General features: G+C 57.7%; 13 protein-coding genes and 1 pseudogene. 9 read left to right on the plus strand and 5 right to left on the minus strand.

Translation table 11 applies throughout. From position 1 onward, the window contains the following. Window positions 1-286: pseudogene (locus tag C448_RS15565) on the minus strand (IS1595 family transposase); the annotation flags it as partial. Between the two features lie 383 nt (window positions 287-669). On the opposite strand from C448_RS15565, the gene C448_RS09490 reads away from it, so the two are divergent. Then, a complete protein-coding gene (locus C448_RS09490; protein ID WP_080503187.1) occupies window positions 670-2277 on the plus strand; it encodes an alkaline phosphatase family protein in 1608 nt (535 codons plus the stop codon). Window positions 2278-2540: 263 nt separating this feature from the next. Here C448_RS09490 and C448_RS09495 read toward each other — a convergent pair whose 3' ends face one another. Both C448_RS09495 and C448_RS09500 read right to left on the minus strand, forming a co-directional pair. Further along, window positions 2541-3518: a glycosyltransferase gene (locus C448_RS09495; RefSeq protein WP_239640565.1), complete on the minus strand. Its 978-nt coding sequence runs from the start codon at window positions 3516-3518 to the stop codon at window positions 2541-2543. Between the two features lie 182 nt (window positions 3519-3700). After that, a complete protein-coding gene (locus C448_RS09500) occupies window positions 3701-4963 on the minus strand; it encodes a sulfatase (RefSeq protein ID WP_004054151.1) in 1263 nt (420 codons plus the stop codon). Between the two features lie 294 nt (window positions 4964-5257). Here C448_RS09500 and C448_RS09505 point away from each other — a divergent pair, with 294 nt between their 5' ends. Further along, a complete protein-coding gene (locus tag C448_RS09505; protein ID WP_004054152.1) occupies window positions 5258-6400 on the plus strand; it encodes a glycosyltransferase family 4 protein in 1143 nt (380 codons plus the stop codon). 77 nt (window positions 6401-6477) lie between these two features. Here the strand turns inward: C448_RS09505 and C448_RS09510 are convergent, their stop codons facing one another. After that, window positions 6478-7461, minus strand: a complete 984-nt coding sequence (locus C448_RS09510; RefSeq protein ID WP_049916223.1) for an NAD-dependent epimerase/dehydratase family protein — start codon at window positions 7459-7461, stop codon at window positions 6478-6480. Between the two features lie 58 nt (window positions 7462-7519). Continuing rightward, window positions 7520-7753, minus strand: a complete 234-nt coding sequence (locus C448_RS15570) for a winged helix-turn-helix transcriptional regulator (RefSeq protein ID WP_204365472.1) — start codon at window positions 7751-7753, stop codon at window positions 7520-7522. 288 nt (window positions 7754-8041) lie between these two features. Between C448_RS15570 and C448_RS09515 the strand changes: the two genes are divergently transcribed. The 7 genes from C448_RS09515 to C448_RS09540 all read left to right on the plus strand — a co-directional run. After that, the gene (locus tag C448_RS09515; protein WP_004054155.1) at window positions 8042-8485 is read left to right on the plus strand and encodes a hypothetical protein; all 444 of its coding nucleotides are present in this window, start codon (window positions 8042-8044) and stop codon (window positions 8483-8485) included. After that, complete coding sequence (locus tag C448_RS16295) at window positions 8482-8649, plus strand: hypothetical protein (RefSeq protein WP_169316348.1); 168 nt, start codon at window positions 8482-8484, stop codon at window positions 8647-8649. Before C448_RS09515 ends, C448_RS16295 begins: the two co-directional genes overlap by 4 nt. Then, complete coding sequence (locus C448_RS09520; RefSeq protein ID WP_004054156.1) at window positions 8646-9029, plus strand: hypothetical protein; 384 nt, start codon at window positions 8646-8648, stop codon at window positions 9027-9029. The genes C448_RS16295 and C448_RS09520 overlap by 4 nt, the downstream gene beginning before the upstream one ends. Before the next feature lie 72 nt (window positions 9030-9101). Further along, on the plus strand, window positions 9102-11963 hold the full coding sequence (locus C448_RS09525) for a plasmid replication protein RepH (RefSeq protein ID WP_152415560.1): 2862 nt from the start codon (window positions 9102-9104) through the stop codon (window positions 11961-11963). Between the two features lie 845 nt (window positions 11964-12808). Beyond that, on the plus strand, window positions 12809-16429 hold the full coding sequence (locus C448_RS16800; protein WP_239640566.1) for a type IV secretory system conjugative DNA transfer family protein: 3621 nt from the start codon (window positions 12809-12811) through the stop codon (window positions 16427-16429). A gap of 580 nt (window positions 16430-17009) precedes the next feature. Beyond that, window positions 17010-17390, plus strand: coding sequence for a hypothetical protein (locus tag C448_RS15575; RefSeq protein ID WP_193363127.1), 381 nt, complete (start codon window positions 17010-17012; stop codon window positions 17388-17390). 29 nt (window positions 17391-17419) lie between these two features. Continuing rightward, the coding region (locus C448_RS09540; RefSeq protein WP_004054167.1) for an IS701 family transposase at window positions 17420-17940 on the plus strand (521 nt) is incomplete at its 3' end.

Raw genomic sequence — 17940 nt, forward strand, 5'->3', positions numbered from 1 at the left:
TTTTGTAGGCGCGGTCAAGCAGCGGTGCGATTTGGTTGATGCTGAGGAGGGAATCAGCGTAAAGGACGAAGGCGACGAGGAACTCGCCGGGGGCGAGTTCCGAGTCATAGAAGGGTGTGCCGCGGGTGTAGGTGGTTTTCCAGTCACAGCGGCCACACCAGATACGGGCCGAACCATCGAGAGCGTGGAGGGCGTCGGCGTCACAGTTCGGGCAGGTACGGGTGGTCCAGATGGCTTTGAGTCGCCGCTCGACGATGGCGTCGAGCGGCTCCGGCCGAAACTCTATTGCTCCGAGGTCAACGAGTTGCTCAANAGAGCAGCGCGTTCATTGGTCATGTACGACTGCTGTCGGCGGGATGCCGTAATCTCCGTGACTCGGTTCCGCTACGCTACACAAGAGCGTCTCAAATTGTTCGGCGACCAGGGCGGTGTCCATATCGCGATCACCAACTCGCTGACAGATCCGTGTGACATCGTCCTGGTCAAGTTTCACTTCACCTAGCTGCTCGTCGGGTAGATAACGCCGACGAAATCTTTGGCGTATACTACAGTGAACAATGACTTGTGAATCCTTTGTGAATGATAATGGTTTGGGTCAAGACCAACATTCTATGTTAGGTTATCACCCACACCGAAAGACTTTGAGTATTGCGGATAAGGTGGTACAATATGGCTGACGAGCGTACTCTTCTCATCGGCTTAGACGGGCTCGATTGGTCGGAGATCGATTCATGGATTAGTGATGGGACCTTGTCGAATATGAGTCGAATCAAAAGCACGGGAAGTGCGCGAGACCTCGCCAGCACCCACCCGCCATGGACGCCCTGCGCTTGGCCATCACTTCTCAGCGGCCGAAACCCCGGTAAGCACGGCGTCTTCGATTTCTTCACCCAAGACAGGTACGACAAACGTCTCATCAAGCGACCCGATGTCGATGCGCCGTATTTGTTCGAGGCGGCGGACGGCTACGGCCGCACATCACTCGTGGTCAACTATCCGGTGACGCATCCGGCCTCCCAACTCGACAACGGTGCGGTGATACCTGGCTATCTCGCTCGTGAAGACGCTCCCTTCTACCCCGAGCACTTGCGAGTCGAGTACGAGAACGAGTACGGCGAGTATCGAATCTATCCCGAGTACGGAACGAACGACGACGCGGTAGCGGAATACGTCGACGTCGCGCGCTGTCGTCGGGATATGGCTCGCTTTCTCGACGAGCGCTACGATTGGGACCTGCTGGCCGTCCAGTTCCAAGTCACCGACTCTGTGTTCCACGACCTCGATGACCGCGATGAAATCCGTCGAGTCCTTGAAAAAGTCGATGAGTTCGTTGGCGACATTATCGATTTGGGTGGTGGAGACCCAACCGTTCTGCTCGCATCTGATCACGGCATGGGTGATTACGACTGGACGTTCTACGCGAACTCGTGGCTGGCCAATCACGGCTACTGTGAGACGACAACAGGAGACACACAATACTTCCGGCAAGCAAAAGACGAACTGAAGGGAAAAGACGAGGAATCGAAGGACGAACGTAGCCTTCTCGAAACGGCCGTCGAGACTGCTGCCTCGGCCGCCACCACAGCAGGGCTTTCGCCCCAACGAATCCATCGTGGACTCTCTACTGTCGGGCTCGCGGCTATCGTTGAGCGACTGCTTCCCGAGGATGCTCTCGTCGCCGCACAGAATCAAGTCGTCGACTACTCGAACTCGGCAGCGTTCCAGCTCTACTTCAACAGCCTCGGCATCCACCTGAACGTCGAGGGCCGCGACCCCGCAGGGACGATACCGGAGGCGGACTACGAGGAGGTACGAGCGGAACTCGTCGAGAAACTCGAACGTGTCCGTGACCCGGACGGGGAGTTGGTCTTCGATGCAGTACGCCCTCGGGAAGAGGTGTACGAAGGCGAGCATCTGGAAGATGCGCCGGACATCGCTCTGTTCCCGCGCGACTATCGATACGACGTCAGCGGATCGATTCTCGACACGTTCCGACGCTATCCCCACAAGAATCACAAACCAGAGGGAATTCTTCTCTCGAACCGACCACTCGACGCCGGCAAGCAGGCAGAAATCCACGATGTCGCGCCGACCGTCGCAGCGGCGCTCGGCATCCCTGTGGATACGAACACCGATGGTGAGGTTCTTCTCGATATAGAGGAGCAAATCGAACGCGAGAACTGGGACGGAATCAGCCATGAGTACGTTGATGGACGCTCCAATGAAGCCTCCTCCAGCGTTGAAGACCGGCTCGCGGACCTCGGTTACATGGGGTGAGTGCTCTCACCGTGCCCGTTTAATGAACTCTACCCGATGCGTTGGTAGATCTGGTTTGTTCGTTCGGCGGCCCCCTCTTCAAGAGTATTCGCTCTCAGCGAGTTCGTGTACGTTTGTCGTCCAGCGTTCAGCAGTGGTACGGTTCGATAGGGCATGTTGAAGGCCGTCTGCAAGTTCGCGGTTGGGAAGACAGCGGCCTCACGTTGAGTACCTCAGTGGCGTTGTCAGTTGAGCCGTCGGTAGCGGCCAACAAACATCCACTCTCAAGAAAGACTCCCTCGGCTGTGTTTCTCATTTCGATGCAGCCTCTCGAACGCATCGAGGAGTCCGTTCGTGTACCGCTCCATCGAAAAGCGCTCCAGTGTCCCGGTATCGAGACCATCGGACGATTCGATTCGCGTTTCGGTGATGAGTCGTGGGAACTCGTCGAGAGAGTCGACATGCAGCCGCGGATGATCAATAGTTGGTACAATTCCCACTGGTGTTACGAATACTGCTGTATTGAGCGTCAGAGCTTCGAAGACAACTGTCGGATATGATTCAGTATGGGAGGGGAGTACGAGTGCGTCCGCGGCTGAAATTGTTGCAAGTGCCTCCTCATGCGGTAACGCTCCGCAAATCTGCACTCTGTTCTCGACACCATACTCACGTACCGCTTGCTCGACAGCCTCTCGCTCGTCACCATCGCCGACGATGGCGAGCGCGTACTCCGACGAAAGCTCCGAAAGCACCTCGACTGCGCCGATCGGATTTTTGACAGGCACGAGACGGCCAACATAAACGAGTAGCGTTTCCTCCTCGCCGACACCGAGATCGGCGCGTTGCTGGTCCCGGTCCGCCGTCGACACGGCATCGGTAATTCGCTTCTGATTGAGGATTCCGTGAAGCACCGCAACAGTCCCGTCGGTGTACCGTTCGATGATCGCCTTTACGCCCGGTGTCTGACAGAACACGGTTTCACCCATGAAAAAACGGAAATTTACCCGTTCGAGGAACAGTTGCGGCGAGAGTGATGGATCGACCTCGACCGATGGGGTGTATCCGATGAACGAGACGAGTGGCAGGTCGTAGAGCACCGACAGCGCCTTGCCGACCCAGTGAGTCAGATGCGAGGCCGAATGCAACCCGTCCACGTCTCGGTCGCGGAGCCACCAGCACAGATAGACAAAGAGCAGCACGGATGCGGTGATGCGAGTCACGACCGCGAGCGGGGAGTAGACCGGAACCGAGTCGGGTTTCACCGAAAATGGTCGGCGAATTTCGACGCCATCGACGGTCTCAGATTTGGCAAGCCCATCTTCGTGAGGTGTGAAAACCGTAACGTCGTGTCCGCGTTCGACCGCCAGTTGGCAGAATCGCCAGCGGACGTGTGCGCCGCCGCTCGTTTCGGGGTAGAACGCTTCGGCGAGGACGAGGAGATGCATTATTCCTTGTACCCCAGCGCACTCAACCGCCGTTCGATCTCGTCGTCGGTCGTGCCCTCTGCTTCGCTCGGTGCCCCGTTCTCGCGTCGCATCCGGCGCTCGACGTGCGAATCGAGTTCACTACGAAGCGAGCGCTCGCTCGCACCGGCGAACTCGACCGCATCAGTCCGGTGGTCTCGCTCGCAGAAGCACCTCCCCTTCCCTGACCGGACAGCGTACCGCCGAAGATGAGCATCGTCGTTCTCCCCACGTGCCTGCTGGAACACCGACCGCTCGTCAGCGGGTGGATCGAGCAACGACTCCCGCTCCGACGATAGTTCCACACCCAGTTCGTCCTCGATCGTCGCCACGATGTCAAGCGTGCTCACCGGCGTCGATACCACCGCATCGGCTCCGCCGGGCGGTCGCACCAACAGCGGCACGTGCGTCAGCTCCTCGTGGAGATGGCGTGGATGTTCGTAGTAACCGTGTTCGCCGAAGGCATCGCCGTGGTCGGCTGTCACGATCACTAGCGAGCGCTCCAACAGGTCGCGCTCGCGGAGGGCATCGAGAAAGGCCCCGATCTGTGCATCGTTGTATCGGATCTCGGCGTCGTAGAGGTCGATCAACCGCTCGCGCTCGTCGTCGGTGATCAAGTCCGGATCCGCTATTGCCCGCTGGTAGAGCGACTGGGCGTCCTTATCGGACATCGGCCGACCGAGGTACGTTCGGGCGTACTCGGCAGGTGGTTCGTACGGGCCGTGGGTGTCCATGTAGTGGTTCCAGAGGAAGAACGGCTGGCCCTCCGCAAGCGAATCGATCCAGTCGAGCGAGCGCTCGTTGATCTCCGTGGCGCGGGCGTAGTGGCGATTGCGCAGTTTGTCGAGCGCCCGCTGAGCAAGCGCTACGAGCCGGTGCTGGCCAAGGTGGAGGTCGTCGTCGAACGTATCGAATCCACGGTCGAAGCCGTAGGCACGGGAGACGAACGGGTTCGAGTGAAAGCCGCCAGTCGCAAAGCCTCGCTCGGAAAGCGTCGTCGCGACTGTCTCGGTGGCGAGCCGATAGTTCTCGCTGACGGCGACGTCCGGATACTCCCCGGTAAGCAGCGCCGGTACCGCCTCGCGCGTGTGTGAACTCGCGCTGTAGGCGCGGGTGAATCGAAGCGACTCCGCCGCGAGGTCGTCAAGTACGGGCGAGGTGTCCCGGCGGTAGCCATAACACGAAAGATGGTCTGCACGCAGCGCATCGGCCGACAACAGAATTACGTGCTCCCACTCGTTCATTGCCAAATGAACTCTTGAGAACGTCTTAGTGTCTTTGTTTCACAGGCGTTGAGTGAGTTGGCTACGTCCACAGGGATAAGAGAATACAGAGCACATGAGTGCTTTACGCGGAATATGGTGGCGATCCGGTACAATGCAACAAGGCGGTCAACTGAGTAGCGTTCATTGGATCAATCCATCCGAAGGTGTGGATTCACAGTAGGACGGGATCGTAGGAGCATCTATAGGCTCTAACGTCATATATGGTCGGAGCCGATCGAAAGAAGGTTGCCTGCGTGCAGTAGATACCGCGGCGTGAGAATCGCGTTCGTCTCGAATGTCGTGCATCCGTTCGTCAAAGGCGGAGCGCAAAAGCGCATCCACGAGATCGGTACTCGACTCGCTGCCGACGGCCACGATATTACCGTCTACGGTCGCCAGTTCTGGGACGGTCCCGGCGAAATCACCCACGAGGGCCTCACCCTCCGTGCGGTCGCGCCCGCGGCCGGCCTCTACACCGACGACCGGCGCTCGATCACCGAGGCGATCGACTTCGCTGCCCGGCTTGCCCGCCCACTCCACCGACGGCTCGCCGCGGACGATCACGATCTCGTCGTCGCCTCCGTCTTCCCGTACTTTCCGGTGCTCGCTTCGAAGCTTGCGACACTTGGCACCGACACGCCGTTGGTGACGACGTGGCACGAGGTCTGGCGCGATTACTGGGAATCGTATCTCGGCGGCGCAGCTCCCTTCGGCAAGGTGATCGAGTACGTCACCGCCCGCCTCCCCCAGCAACCGATCGCCGTCTCGGGGATCACCGCTGACCGACTCGCCGGGATCGGTCCCTCGCGAGAGTCGATCGACGTGGTTCCGAACGGGATCGATGTTGATCGTATCCAGTCGGCACCGCTGCCCGAGAGTCACGGCCACGATTCCTACGATGTCCTGTTCGCCGGCCGATTGATCGAAGACAAAAACGTCGCGCTACTGCTCGATGCGTTCGATGCGGTAGCCGATCAGACCGATGCGACGCTCGGAATCATCGGTGACGGACCCGAAGCCACCCGGCTCCAGCGGCAAGCTCGACGACTGAATCATGCGGATCGAATCAGCTTTCTGGGGTTTTTAGACGAATATGATCGCGTTCTCGGACACATGCGTGCAGCACGCGTGTTCGCCTCACCGTCGACCCGCGAGGGCTTCGGAATCACCTGTGCCGAGGCAATGGCCGCCGACTGTACCGTGATCGCCGCCGAACATCCGGAATCCGCCGCGAGTGAAGTCCTCAGCAATGCAGGCGTATTAGTCCGACCCGAACAGTCGCAACTTACCGAAGCACTCAAGCAGGCGCTCGCTGGTGAGCGTCCGGTAATGGATCCAAAAAAGCGTGCGGCAACATACGACTGGGATTCAGTCGCTACCAAAGCAGAGATAGTCTACAATAAAGCGATTTATTAACTAGATTTGTGCATTTTACGCTACGAAACAGAAATTTGCCGACCCAACTCTGTCGCTGTCTTGCGTTCAACAGGACATCAGGAAGATCGAACAAGACACTCATACCATTCGCGATTTTCTCGATACCACGCGATGAATCTCTGAACGCCACTACGGATGTCCTGTGACGGCTCGTAGTCCAACATATTGCCTGCTTTTGTCACGTTGGCATGAGTGTGCTCTGCGTCGCCGGTTCGGCGCTCGCTGTGTTCGATGACAATCTCAGGATTGATCGCGTCTCGAATGACCTCCGCAAGCGTCGCGATGGAGACGTTGTCAGTACTGCCGATGTTCAACACCTCGCCATCCGCGACGTCAGTATCGAGCAATTTCGTGTTCGCACGAACGATATCGTCGATATAGGTGAAATCGCGGGTCTGGCTGCCGTCGCCATAGATCACCGGCGATTCGTCGTTCATACACCGCGAGACGAAATTAGAGATGGCCATGTTCGGACGCATGCGAGGACCGTAGACAGTGAAATATCGGAGCGCAACAGTCGGAATGTCGTAGAGGTCGCCGTACACTCGGACGTAGTTCTCGGCAGCGAGTTTCGAGACGCCGTAGGGACTCACCGGTGTCGTCGGGTGATCCTCATCGTAGGGGAGATAGCGTGGTTTGCCGTAGACCGACGACGAGCTCGCAAAGACGACGCGCTCGACAGTTGAATCGCGCGCTGCGTCGAGCACGTTCAGGGTTCCCCCAACGTTGATGTCGGTAACTTCTCGGGGGTTATCGACACTGACCCGAACGCCGGCCTGTGCAGCCTGATGAAAGACGAACGTGGCATCGTCGACGAGTTCGTTCACGAGATCGTCATTGCGAATGTCGCCCTCAACGAATTCGTAGCTTCCCGGACCGTTCTGGGCGGCTTCGCGGGCACACTCGATGTTGTGTCGTTTGATGTCTAGATCGTAGAACGGATCGAGATTGTCGAGCACGGTGACCGTATGGCCGTTACGGACGAATTTTTCGGCAAGATGACCACCAATGAAGCCTGCACCACCAGTTACAAGTATCATTTCCATTATTTACACGGACAGGAGGCTAAAAGGGTACTGCATATTGACGATTGAGGGGTTAACTTTCACTCGGTATTTCTTGGGGATCAAGTTCATAAATACCACTTCCAATGGAGACAATGATATCGGCTTGTTTGAGTTGCCCTAATCGTTCGCGGATGTATTGACGTGAGTAATCCAATTCTTCAGCAATATTTGGCGCATTGTTTCTTCCATCTCGAAGGGTGTCGATAATACGCCAATCAACTTCTCGAAGATCTTCGGCGTCCATGCGCTGTGTTGCTACGCTCATGGTCAAGTGGTTATTGGTCACCAATGATAAAAACCTACGGTCTAATGGCCATAACCTACAACCAATAGGTTTATTGTTTCTGGACCAGATGCACTAGACGTGGAGCGCGGGGCCGCTCGGAGAATTTCCGGGACCAGCGCTAGGACGCTGACCCCGCGCTTCCGAGCGAGGAAGCATGACGAAATGGGAACCCGCCGCTATTGAATCCAGCGGCAGCGACCGACGCATCGATACGACTCCAGACGACGAACGGACGATCCAGCCGTCACTCGTCGGGAGGAGACAGCAATGACGAAACCGTGGGAAGACGAAGCACTACTCCGCGAGCTGTACTGGGAGCGTGGCCTGTCATTGAGACGGGTCGCCGACAAGCTCGGCTGCACGTACCAGCCGGTGCGGAAGAACATGATACGGTTCGGGATTCCGCGCCGCGACAAACGAACTGTCGCCGGCAACTATCAGAAACGACACCCAGCACACTATCGCACCCGGAAAAATGGCTACGAAGCGTGGAGTGTGAAGGTGGACGACGATCAGTTCACCGTGAGCGTCCATCGTCTTGCAGCTGTCGCGTGGTTCGGCTTCGATACGGTCGCGGACAGGCACATCCACCACAAGCGACCGATTCCGTGGCTCAATGCCGAGTGGAATCTCGACGTCATGGACGATAAGGAGCACAAATCCCTCCATGCTCAGTCGAGAGCGCGCGATTCACAGGGGCGATTCAGATGACGGTCCTTCGCTGCCAATGCGGTGCTCTTGAGCTCACGATCACGAGCCAGTCCTACGACGACAGTAGTGCGTTCGAGGCCTACAAATGCCAGTGCTGTGGGCGCACGGGCACGCTCGTCCACGAAGCGACGACGGGCACGACGCTGTCGGGGTGTCTGCGATGACGGCCCGCGACGCCGACCACGTCGTCACGACCATCTCGACCACCCCACAGCAAGCACTGTCGGGCACCGCGGTCGGCACCGGGTCGTTCGCACAGTGTGCGTCCTGTCAGTGCTCGATTGGCGAGGGGAGCACCGTCGCACTCCGTGCCCATCGCTTCACCGACGAAACACGATGGACCACCGCCGCGATCCACTGTTCGCGCTGTCTCCCTGATCACGGCACGATCACCACGCCCACCACGGGCGCTGCCGAGATCGTCGTCGCCGGCCGACTGACACTGCGGGGCGACGCCGCGACTCAGAGCCATCGCCTCGTCTTCACTGCCGACGAGGGCCCCGCAGCCGTGCTCGATTACAGCGGTCCCGACGACGGCCACTAACCGGTGGGCGTCTCGCTCGTCGCGCCCGGCAGGACCAGCCACCGCTCATCAGCAGCGCCCACCGTTCACGACGTGGGACCGCGGGCCAGCGAATGGCTGCCTGAGCTCGAAGAAGTACTGCTCCTGACGGCCGTCCGGACGGTGCGCGAGCTCGCACACGACTACGACCCGCAAATTTTGCTCGACGAGCGCCCACGACTGTTCGCCCGTGAAGCACTCCACCAGCGCTACGACATCGGGACATGGCGTAGCACCTACCCTGAAGCGATCACGCGATACACGCTGCGCTATGCTGACCACGATCCCGACAGGCTCGACGAGCGCGAGCGAGAGAAACACGACGCGCTCAAAGACGACCTTACCACTATCGGCACCAGCCGGGACGCCCTAAACTCCGGGCTCGACATGGTGGAGGAAACGATCGTCCCGCTTCTCCAACAAGCCCGTCCCCAGCCCACGATCACACTTGTCCTCGACGGGCCGGCATGGACGGCCGTCGTCGACGAGCGCACCGCCGCCCGTGCACTCGATACGATCGCACTATTCAGCGAGGTCTGTGACCTGCGCCTCGTCTGTTCGCCACGCCTCAGAGAACATCTCGATCGCCACCACCCCGAGTGGTGTGACGACCACCTCGATCTTACTCGCTCACGGGATGGGTGGGGCCAGACAGTCCCCGGCGAGACGAGCGAACGGACACGCACCGAAGCGTGGGCAACGATCTCTCAGTTCGATCCCGACGGTGGCCGACTCACGATCCTCGAAGCGCTGTCGCCCGACAGCGATCGGACAGTCCACGAACTCAAAGCCGACCCGGAACTCGCCCTTGCAGACGGGACGATCGATCGGTACGTCCGCGAACTCGCCGACGAGCACGGGCTCGTCGCGATCGACAGCCGACCAACGTCAAACCACGTCACGCTCACCGAAACCGGTGCAGCCGCCACAGCGCTGCTCGGGCCTGACGGACGCCCCCACCATCCCGAACAATCCCGGTTCACGAGCGATCGTACGCGCACCCATCACGACTCAACAAGTGTAGTGTGTCGTGCCGACCGCGACGAGGGGTCCCCCACCCCGACCGACGACAGCACCACCGCCGACCACACCGGCGACACGGCCCCGTCTACCCACTCGTCGTCGGCATCCACGATCCCTGAGAGCGTACCCACCGCCGAAGAGTGGCTCGCAGACACCGGCACCGCCGACGACGGCTACGTCCAGTGGCTCGACGGGCCCGACGATCGGCTCGACGCGTGGGCGATGCACGAACGGCTGCGTGCCGGACGGCGCTGTGCGGGCGTCACGGTCGTCGACGACCCGACCCAGCCGTTCGACGACGGCGAGGTGAGCTATATCAGCTGTTTCGACGATCACGCCCAGGTCGTCGTCCAGTGGGGAGGGGCCCTGCCCACCCTGGTACGGATCACGAATGCCTTACTGAGCGAGCAGATGTTCGAGACGGTACTGACGCCAGCCACCGTCGGCGACGATCTCGACGCGCTATACGATGGCACACTCGACAGTGCAATCGACGACATTCTTCGCCTCGGCGCGCAGGTCGGCTGGTTCAGTGAGGACGAACACGACTACGAGGGTCTACGCGAACGGTTCAGCGCGGTCCGTCGCCGGCTCCTCACAGAGCTGGCGTCCCTCGATCGCGACGATAGCGACGCCTGGAGTACACTCTGTCGAGACGCCCACGGACTGCTCGCGTCGGCGACCCAGCTCTACCACGCCAGCGATATCGATCTCACGATCCACATCCGCGTCCCTGATACCGCCACGCTCCAAGCGGGTACACAGCGGTATCGAGAGTTCTGTGATTTCTTCAAACATACCGTGCCGAAAAACGCCGCCTACGGTGTCCATTCGGCTTATCGCTTGCTCTACGAACAGCGCGTCGACAAGCTCAAACACCGTCTGAGCTACGCGTTCGACGACGACCCCACGGCCGAACTCACCGCCTCGTGGGTGATCTCCGGGCCGACCGCGACCACGTTCCGCGAGGATATCGAGGCGGCCATCGCAACGAACGCAAGCGACGTTCGCGACGCCATCCAAGAGGGCACCAGACACGGTGTCGGCTTCGAGATCCCCGTCGTCGAGGGCAACAGCTACGCCGCCCTCCGAGGGGTGCTCGACCAGCAAGCGGATCGGAAGGGATTCATCCTCGACCCCGCCGACCGACGCGAGATTATTCGCCTCGCGACGGCAACGCTCGGAACGGAGCCGGGGCGCTGTTCGCCGTATGCATTCGCCGAAGCCCTACTCGCGATCGCACGTGCGCGGACGCCGACGGCAACACTGTCGCCCACAGACGTCGCGTACGGCCTCACACAGCTGCCCGCCGAGCGACTCATGCCCACGCTGCCACCGACGATGCAGACGGTCCTCAAGACACTGCTCGTTGCCGACGACCCGCTCGGACGGTCGACGATCATCGAACGCGCAGACATCTCCACGGCGTCGTACGACCGCAATATCAACGAACTGGCCGCCCTCGGAATCGTCGCACCCACGGGCAACGGCGGGCACAGAAAATGGCAGGCGTGGCTCATTCCGTGGTGGTCGCCGCTCGCCGGCGTCGATGCACCACGCACCGTCGACGGCGACGAGAGCACGCTCGCTCGCCCATCTCGGTGGGACGACATACTGTACGAGACCACACTCAATCTCGGTCTCGATCCCAAATACGAGCTGTTCGCAGGGCAAGTCGATATCGACGAAGTATTCGTAACATTGCCGCGACTGAGCCGGTGGCGTGGCTTCTTCGAGTCCCACTACGGCTGCGGCGCAGCCAGCGCGATCGCCGACAGTAGTGACGATCGCCAGTCCACAGACGGATCGACCCATACCAGCCACAGCGTCGAGGTCGGTGCCCACCCTGCCGGCAGAGCAGACCAACAGCAATCGCTCGATGACTGCAGCTAGCGCGTGTCGGGAAGCGCATGGACCAGCCGTTCGACCACTATCGAAAAAGAAAGCATAAATTCAATATTTTATAACTACTTCTGCTATAGTGATATTTTCGAGCAAGTTCATCATGAGGTAGCATCCATTGTCCAAACATGACAACCGGAACGATTACAACACAGAACTGAGTACAAGTATCCATGACAACTACAGCGAGTCAGAACAAGACCACTGGCAAATGCGACAACTGTGGTCGAATGACAACTATTAGTATGTCGAAACGTGGTGCACAGAGGATGGGGAATACAGAGTGTCCCGATTGTGGGGCAGACGAGTTCTCGCTGTTACTGTTGATCGAATGACGCCTGTGGTACAGAAGTCGTCGCACACCCGAAACTACCGGATTTGATTTTTCCGTGCGACAGAATTCCACTACAAAGCGAGCAGAGATAACCTCGAAAATTTTTCGCTCTTGATACTGGGCATGCAAACTGAGAGTGGCCAAGTCAGGCTCTGAAGACAGTTCTGCACCACCCCTCATCGGTGAGACTGATCCGTGGTCATGGTGGAGCCATATTCATTCGTTGGAACAGGAATAGGACCGACAACCGTTGCGAACACCGTTGGATGTGCAGAAGAGAGCTGTCACCTGTTCCACCGAATCAGCCCCAGAAGCATTCGACGTGAAAGTATCACTGGAGGATTTATTGATCGCAACCAATTATATTACCACCTATAGAAACGACTATAAATTCAAATTCTTATATTACTCTAAGTTATAACCAAAGATATATAGTTGAATACAATAATTGAATAGTGTAGGTTGATAATGCTCGCAATCAAAACAACGATCCCCAAAACAGATGACAGAAACGAAAGACAGTAGTGACGGAACTGCTATCGGTGCCAGCACAGACGACAACCAGACACGGGAGTATCTGAGGATCTATCCCAGTGAAGATGGGCTTGATAAATCGGCTGTCGAAAGTCAATTTCGACACCTGCACGAGCTGACAGTATCAGAAGAGTCGTCGTTGTTCGAAGAACTGTCGGATGGATCAACATCCGCAGTGATCGAGTGTCTGCTCGTTTCGAGAGACGGTGCTCAAACGAACATTGAGTATTATTTCGGAGTTAAAAACGGCCGTCTCGACACACTCAAACGAGCACTTCGAGGTATCTACCCAGATACATATGAGATCAGAAAAGAGTCGCTGTCACTCAGCGAAGTTGCGGATCTGGAGAGGAGTAAGATCGGTGATGGACCGGTTCTTGAACAGAATCGACGTCGAATCACCGGTGTCACGTATAACGCGAAAGCCAAACGCCGGAGAGACTGGCAGGTGGGACTGGACACAGAGACAACAACCCATCCAGAGAGTGAATCCGTCGATGGTGGATACAGTGATCTGCCACTCGCCGGCGTTCTCGAGACAATGGCTTCTACATCCGAGACGGTTATCTATCAGACACTTCTCGAACCGATGACCGACTGGACGAAGCTGGCCGATCGGCGACAGGGGCAGTTGAAGCGGGGTCGCGACGGATTTTTGTCGCGAACGATCGGGAGTATCTCGACCGATCCCAATATCGACCACGAGATGACCACAGCCGAAAAACGACGACATGACGCGATCGAGATGCGTGATGCGCATCGTTCATTTTCGGCCACCGTTCGGGCAGCAGTGGTCACGGCACCGTCCAACACCAAGGAGGGCCATCGCGTCGCCAAGGAGCTTGCGTCGGCGTTCGGTTCGATCGGCAGCAAATCCTACGCCATCGAGGGACGAGTGGTGGTTGATGATAATCCCGATCGCTTCTTATCGACAACCATTGGTCCGCCAACGTACGAAGAAGCAACCGGCTTGTATGAAAACCTGTGTGACCGCAGTGTACATCCCCCGGACACCGATCGAATAACGACACTAGCACCCTGGGCGAAAAACAGGAGTCCGGGCATCGTCGTCGATGCAGAAGAAGCGCCATATCTCTGCTTGATCGGTGGAGAAACCGTAACCGCCGAAGGCAATCGTGCCCTCGATATGACGCCCGGCGAGAAGACCGTGTTGCCGCTCCCACCTGACGGTCGACTCGCAATATATCGGGATTTGGGACTGACGCTGGGACACCCGGTAACACAGGACGGCGTTGCACTTGACACGCGGGTTGCAGTGCCGCCGGAGACCCAAACCAAGAATACGCTCATCAGTGGTACCGTTGGGAGTGGGAAATCAATGCTTGGTATCAGTGGGTTTCTCGATAATCATGCAGCGACCGAAGGTCTCGATGTCCTCATCGATCCGAAAGGTGGCGAAGCTATCGATCAGTATCTACTCGCCCATTCCATCCAGTTTGGTGACCTCGATGATGTGTATTACTTTGACTGTGCAGATATTCTACCCGCGTTTTCCTTTTTTGACATCCGGCCGGCACTTGATGCAGGAATCTCTCGAACGACGGCCATCGACAACATTGTCGATCAGTATACCGATATTCTTCGACAGATAATGGAAGGTGGCAACTACGGCCGCGCCGCGAGCTCACCGAATATTATCCGCGCACTGATCAAAGCACTCTTCGATCGGATTCATGGTGACGAATCGTTCACGCATCAACAGTTGGTCAAGGCTGCCGATCGATTGGCGAAAAATCAGACCGCACCCGCAACCAGTGACGAAGCCACCGAGGGAATATTTGACAATATCCTTGAGGATTCGTCGGACGGAATCGAAAACGTTCTCACAGGTGTGTTCACACGTCTAAACAAAATTGTACTCGACGACAGGCTTAGTCGAATGCTCAGTCATTCGCCGGATGATCGTGATGACGCGTTTGATTTCAGGCAATATTTTGATAAAGACGCCGTCATCATCATCGACACCGGAGCAGTACGTGACAAATCCCAGTCCACGATGACGCTCGTGATTCTGTCAATGTTGTGGAGAGCACTCAAACGACGCAAACGTGAGAGCAAACTAAACACCGAGCAGCCGCTCGTTAACATCTATCTCGACGAAGCGTCGACGGTTGCGACTTCCGATATGCTCGGCAAGATGTTGGCCGAAGGGCGTGAATTTAACTGTTCTCTGATACTTTTGACGCAGTATCCAGAACAGTTTGAATCCGATGAGACAGAAAAGGACGTTGCGAAGGAAGCGTACAATAACGTTGGATCTATTATAACTAGCAGCGTTGAGAATGACAAACGACTGTCCGAACGGCTCGCAACCGACGAGGAGAGCCCACAGAAAATCGCTAATCGACTGGGGGCCCTCAATGACGGCGAGTGGCTCGTGAAACTCCGATCACCCTATAAAAATAGCGATCCGGAGATGTTTATCGTCCACTCGCAGTCGCTGCCACCCGGTCATCCGGATGGTGATCGGCTGGCGACGGAAGCGGAATTGCAGACATATGAAAACGGGTATCCAGCAACAATCGAACGTGCCCGTGAGGTGGCCGTGAGCCTCGACGAGCCACACCCTGCCGAGAGGGGCATCCAAGACGGCGAAGAACTCCAGCGCGTCGACAGTGCGCTGGGACTCACGCAACGACTGCCCGACTGTGTTGAATACGATGAAAAGCGGCATGCGATTAAATGTGAGAGCTGTCAGAGCTGTCACGATCCAAATATTGATGGCATGAAGCGTGCAATCAACTGCTGTCACGACCTCGACGCGGTCGATCGCGATGACGTGCCGGTCTGTGAGATCAATCTCAAACTCACGGCCGAGGAACGTGCCGCCGCAGCACTGACTGACCGCCAGCTGTGTTTTCTTCAGGTGGTTCATGATGCGCAGCAGGGACATCACGATACCCTCGAGTTCGATCTCATTCGTGATAGCATGATGCGGTTGAAAGAATATCTTGACATCGACAATGAGGCGGTCAAAGAGCTCACTAATAGTGATCTCCTGAACCGAGACATCCAACCCCATCTCCTGTATTCGGTGACCGCCGACGGCCGCAATGTGATCAATGAGACTCATCGTGCGGGGCTCGATCACGGCGATGGCGTCGGTGATCTGACCGAATCGAGCCAGCATATTTTCGCCGTCGAGGTCGCACGCCGATATCTCGAAGCGGAGCATGTTAACAATGATGATAAATCAGCCGTCGAGACACGGCCGTACTACGGTACTAACGATGGACGCCGCCTCGATCTCGTCGGGCTCGATGCCGACGGCGAGATCGTTGTCGCCATCGAGGCCGAACGCAGCAATCAGGACAGACGGTCGGCCGCCCCGGCTGACTTCGATAAGATGGCTGCCACCGGCTGTGAGGAAGCAATCTGGGTCGTGATGAGCCGCTCGGAGGGTCACGAAATCCTCGCCGCGCTTAACGATCCCAAAGACGGCAACCCACGTGTCGAAAACACATATAGTGACGAGACACCACTCAGTGGAGTCACGATCGACACTGCGGGTCTAACCGACGTCTATCCCGTCGAGCATCTCCGCGACGAACTCGATCTCGAAGAGTAGAATCGCCACGTTCGCCTGGCTTGGCTGCGGCTTCGATCGACCGCCGTCCAGAGACACGGTCGATCAGTTTCTCACCGATCTCGAACACGTCGCCGACCCACTATATCTTATCCTTTCTTTAGCGAAGTCAGTGACAACGAGGGAGATGTGTCTCTGAGATCACGTTTATATTTCCTCTAACAAAACCTCAAAAATGAGGTGATCTATCCCTCGTAGTCCAGCGTGTCATAGAACTCACCACAGACCTCACCAAGCGCCCGAGAACGGTATCTGAGAAACAGCCAGTTGTCGCACTTCAGAGCCAGCGGTAGCGGGCCTCTCGACCGATACGCGAAACCCATGCCAACCATATTACCAAATGACGACCATCCGCGACGAGGCTTACGCGATTTACGCCCGCCCTCGGCCTACGACCTCGAAGTGGGGTTCTCCCATCGAATGAAGACAGATCAGATTGCCGCTGGAAAGATTTATTCGTCAGATGCTCGATGCGCCAAACGGACGTGGCCCTCGCCTCTCGACTCCAAGTGATGCCAGCCCAGAGTGGCCCACTCGATGAATACGAACGACTACTGATAGCATGAGCTCAGACCCTCCGTCCAACCGTGACCACGATCGAGACGCCAGCACGACTGCCACGCGCGAGCGCGTCGTCCTCCTGGCCGAGCACGACCCGATCACCGTCCTTGAAACCCTCCCGCGAACCGTCTTCCCCGTCTCGGCTCGTATCGAACTCGGGCGAACCGTCGGCGACGACAAACCCTACAGTGACCACGACCGCGGTACGCTGCCGGTCGAACCTCGCCGTCCCGAACCAGTCCCATACATCCCCGAGACAACCGTCTATTTCACCAACCCGGCCGAGCGCGCACCTGCTGAGCGAACCGCGTGGACCCCACAGGAGTGCGCGGACGAACTCGCCCACCTCCTTGACCATTTCTCAGCTTTGCACGTTAAGTAGCGCCGCGTTGTAGGCGAGGGTAGCGGACGATGCTGCCAATCACAGATCTTCTGTCGTGTACGGAGCCAATCGACGAGTTCGAGTCACTGTCGCCCGAGCAACAGCATCACGCGAAAACCTACACCACAGGTCTTGTTGCCGCCAGCAACAAGACCGTGGCTGGGATCGCACGCGAGGTCATTCCCGCACAGGGCAAACGAGCAGTCAACAAGTTCCTCACCGAGTACGATTGGGACGAGGATCAGGTAAACCACGAACGCCTCGAAGAGTTGCAGAAACACGGTGAAACGCGCTGGTCACAGGATGGCTACATCATCCTCGATGACTCGGTGAACCACAAAACCGGGAAGGAACTTCCCGGTGTCGGCAGATTCTACGATCACGCCGAGGGCGAGACTGTTTGGGGACAGAATCTCGTCTACGCCTTCTACGCTGACGAAAAGACCGCCTACCCGCTCGCCTTCCGGCTCTACGATGATGACGACGACCGCACGAAGTACGATCTTGCCAGAGAGATCATCACGGAACTCGAAGACGAGGTAGGTGTCCC

Source organism: Halococcus morrhuae DSM 1307 (genome assembly GCF_000336695.1).
Classification (GTDB): Archaea; Halobacteriota; Halobacteria; order Halobacteriales; family Halococcaceae; genus Halococcus; species Halococcus morrhuae.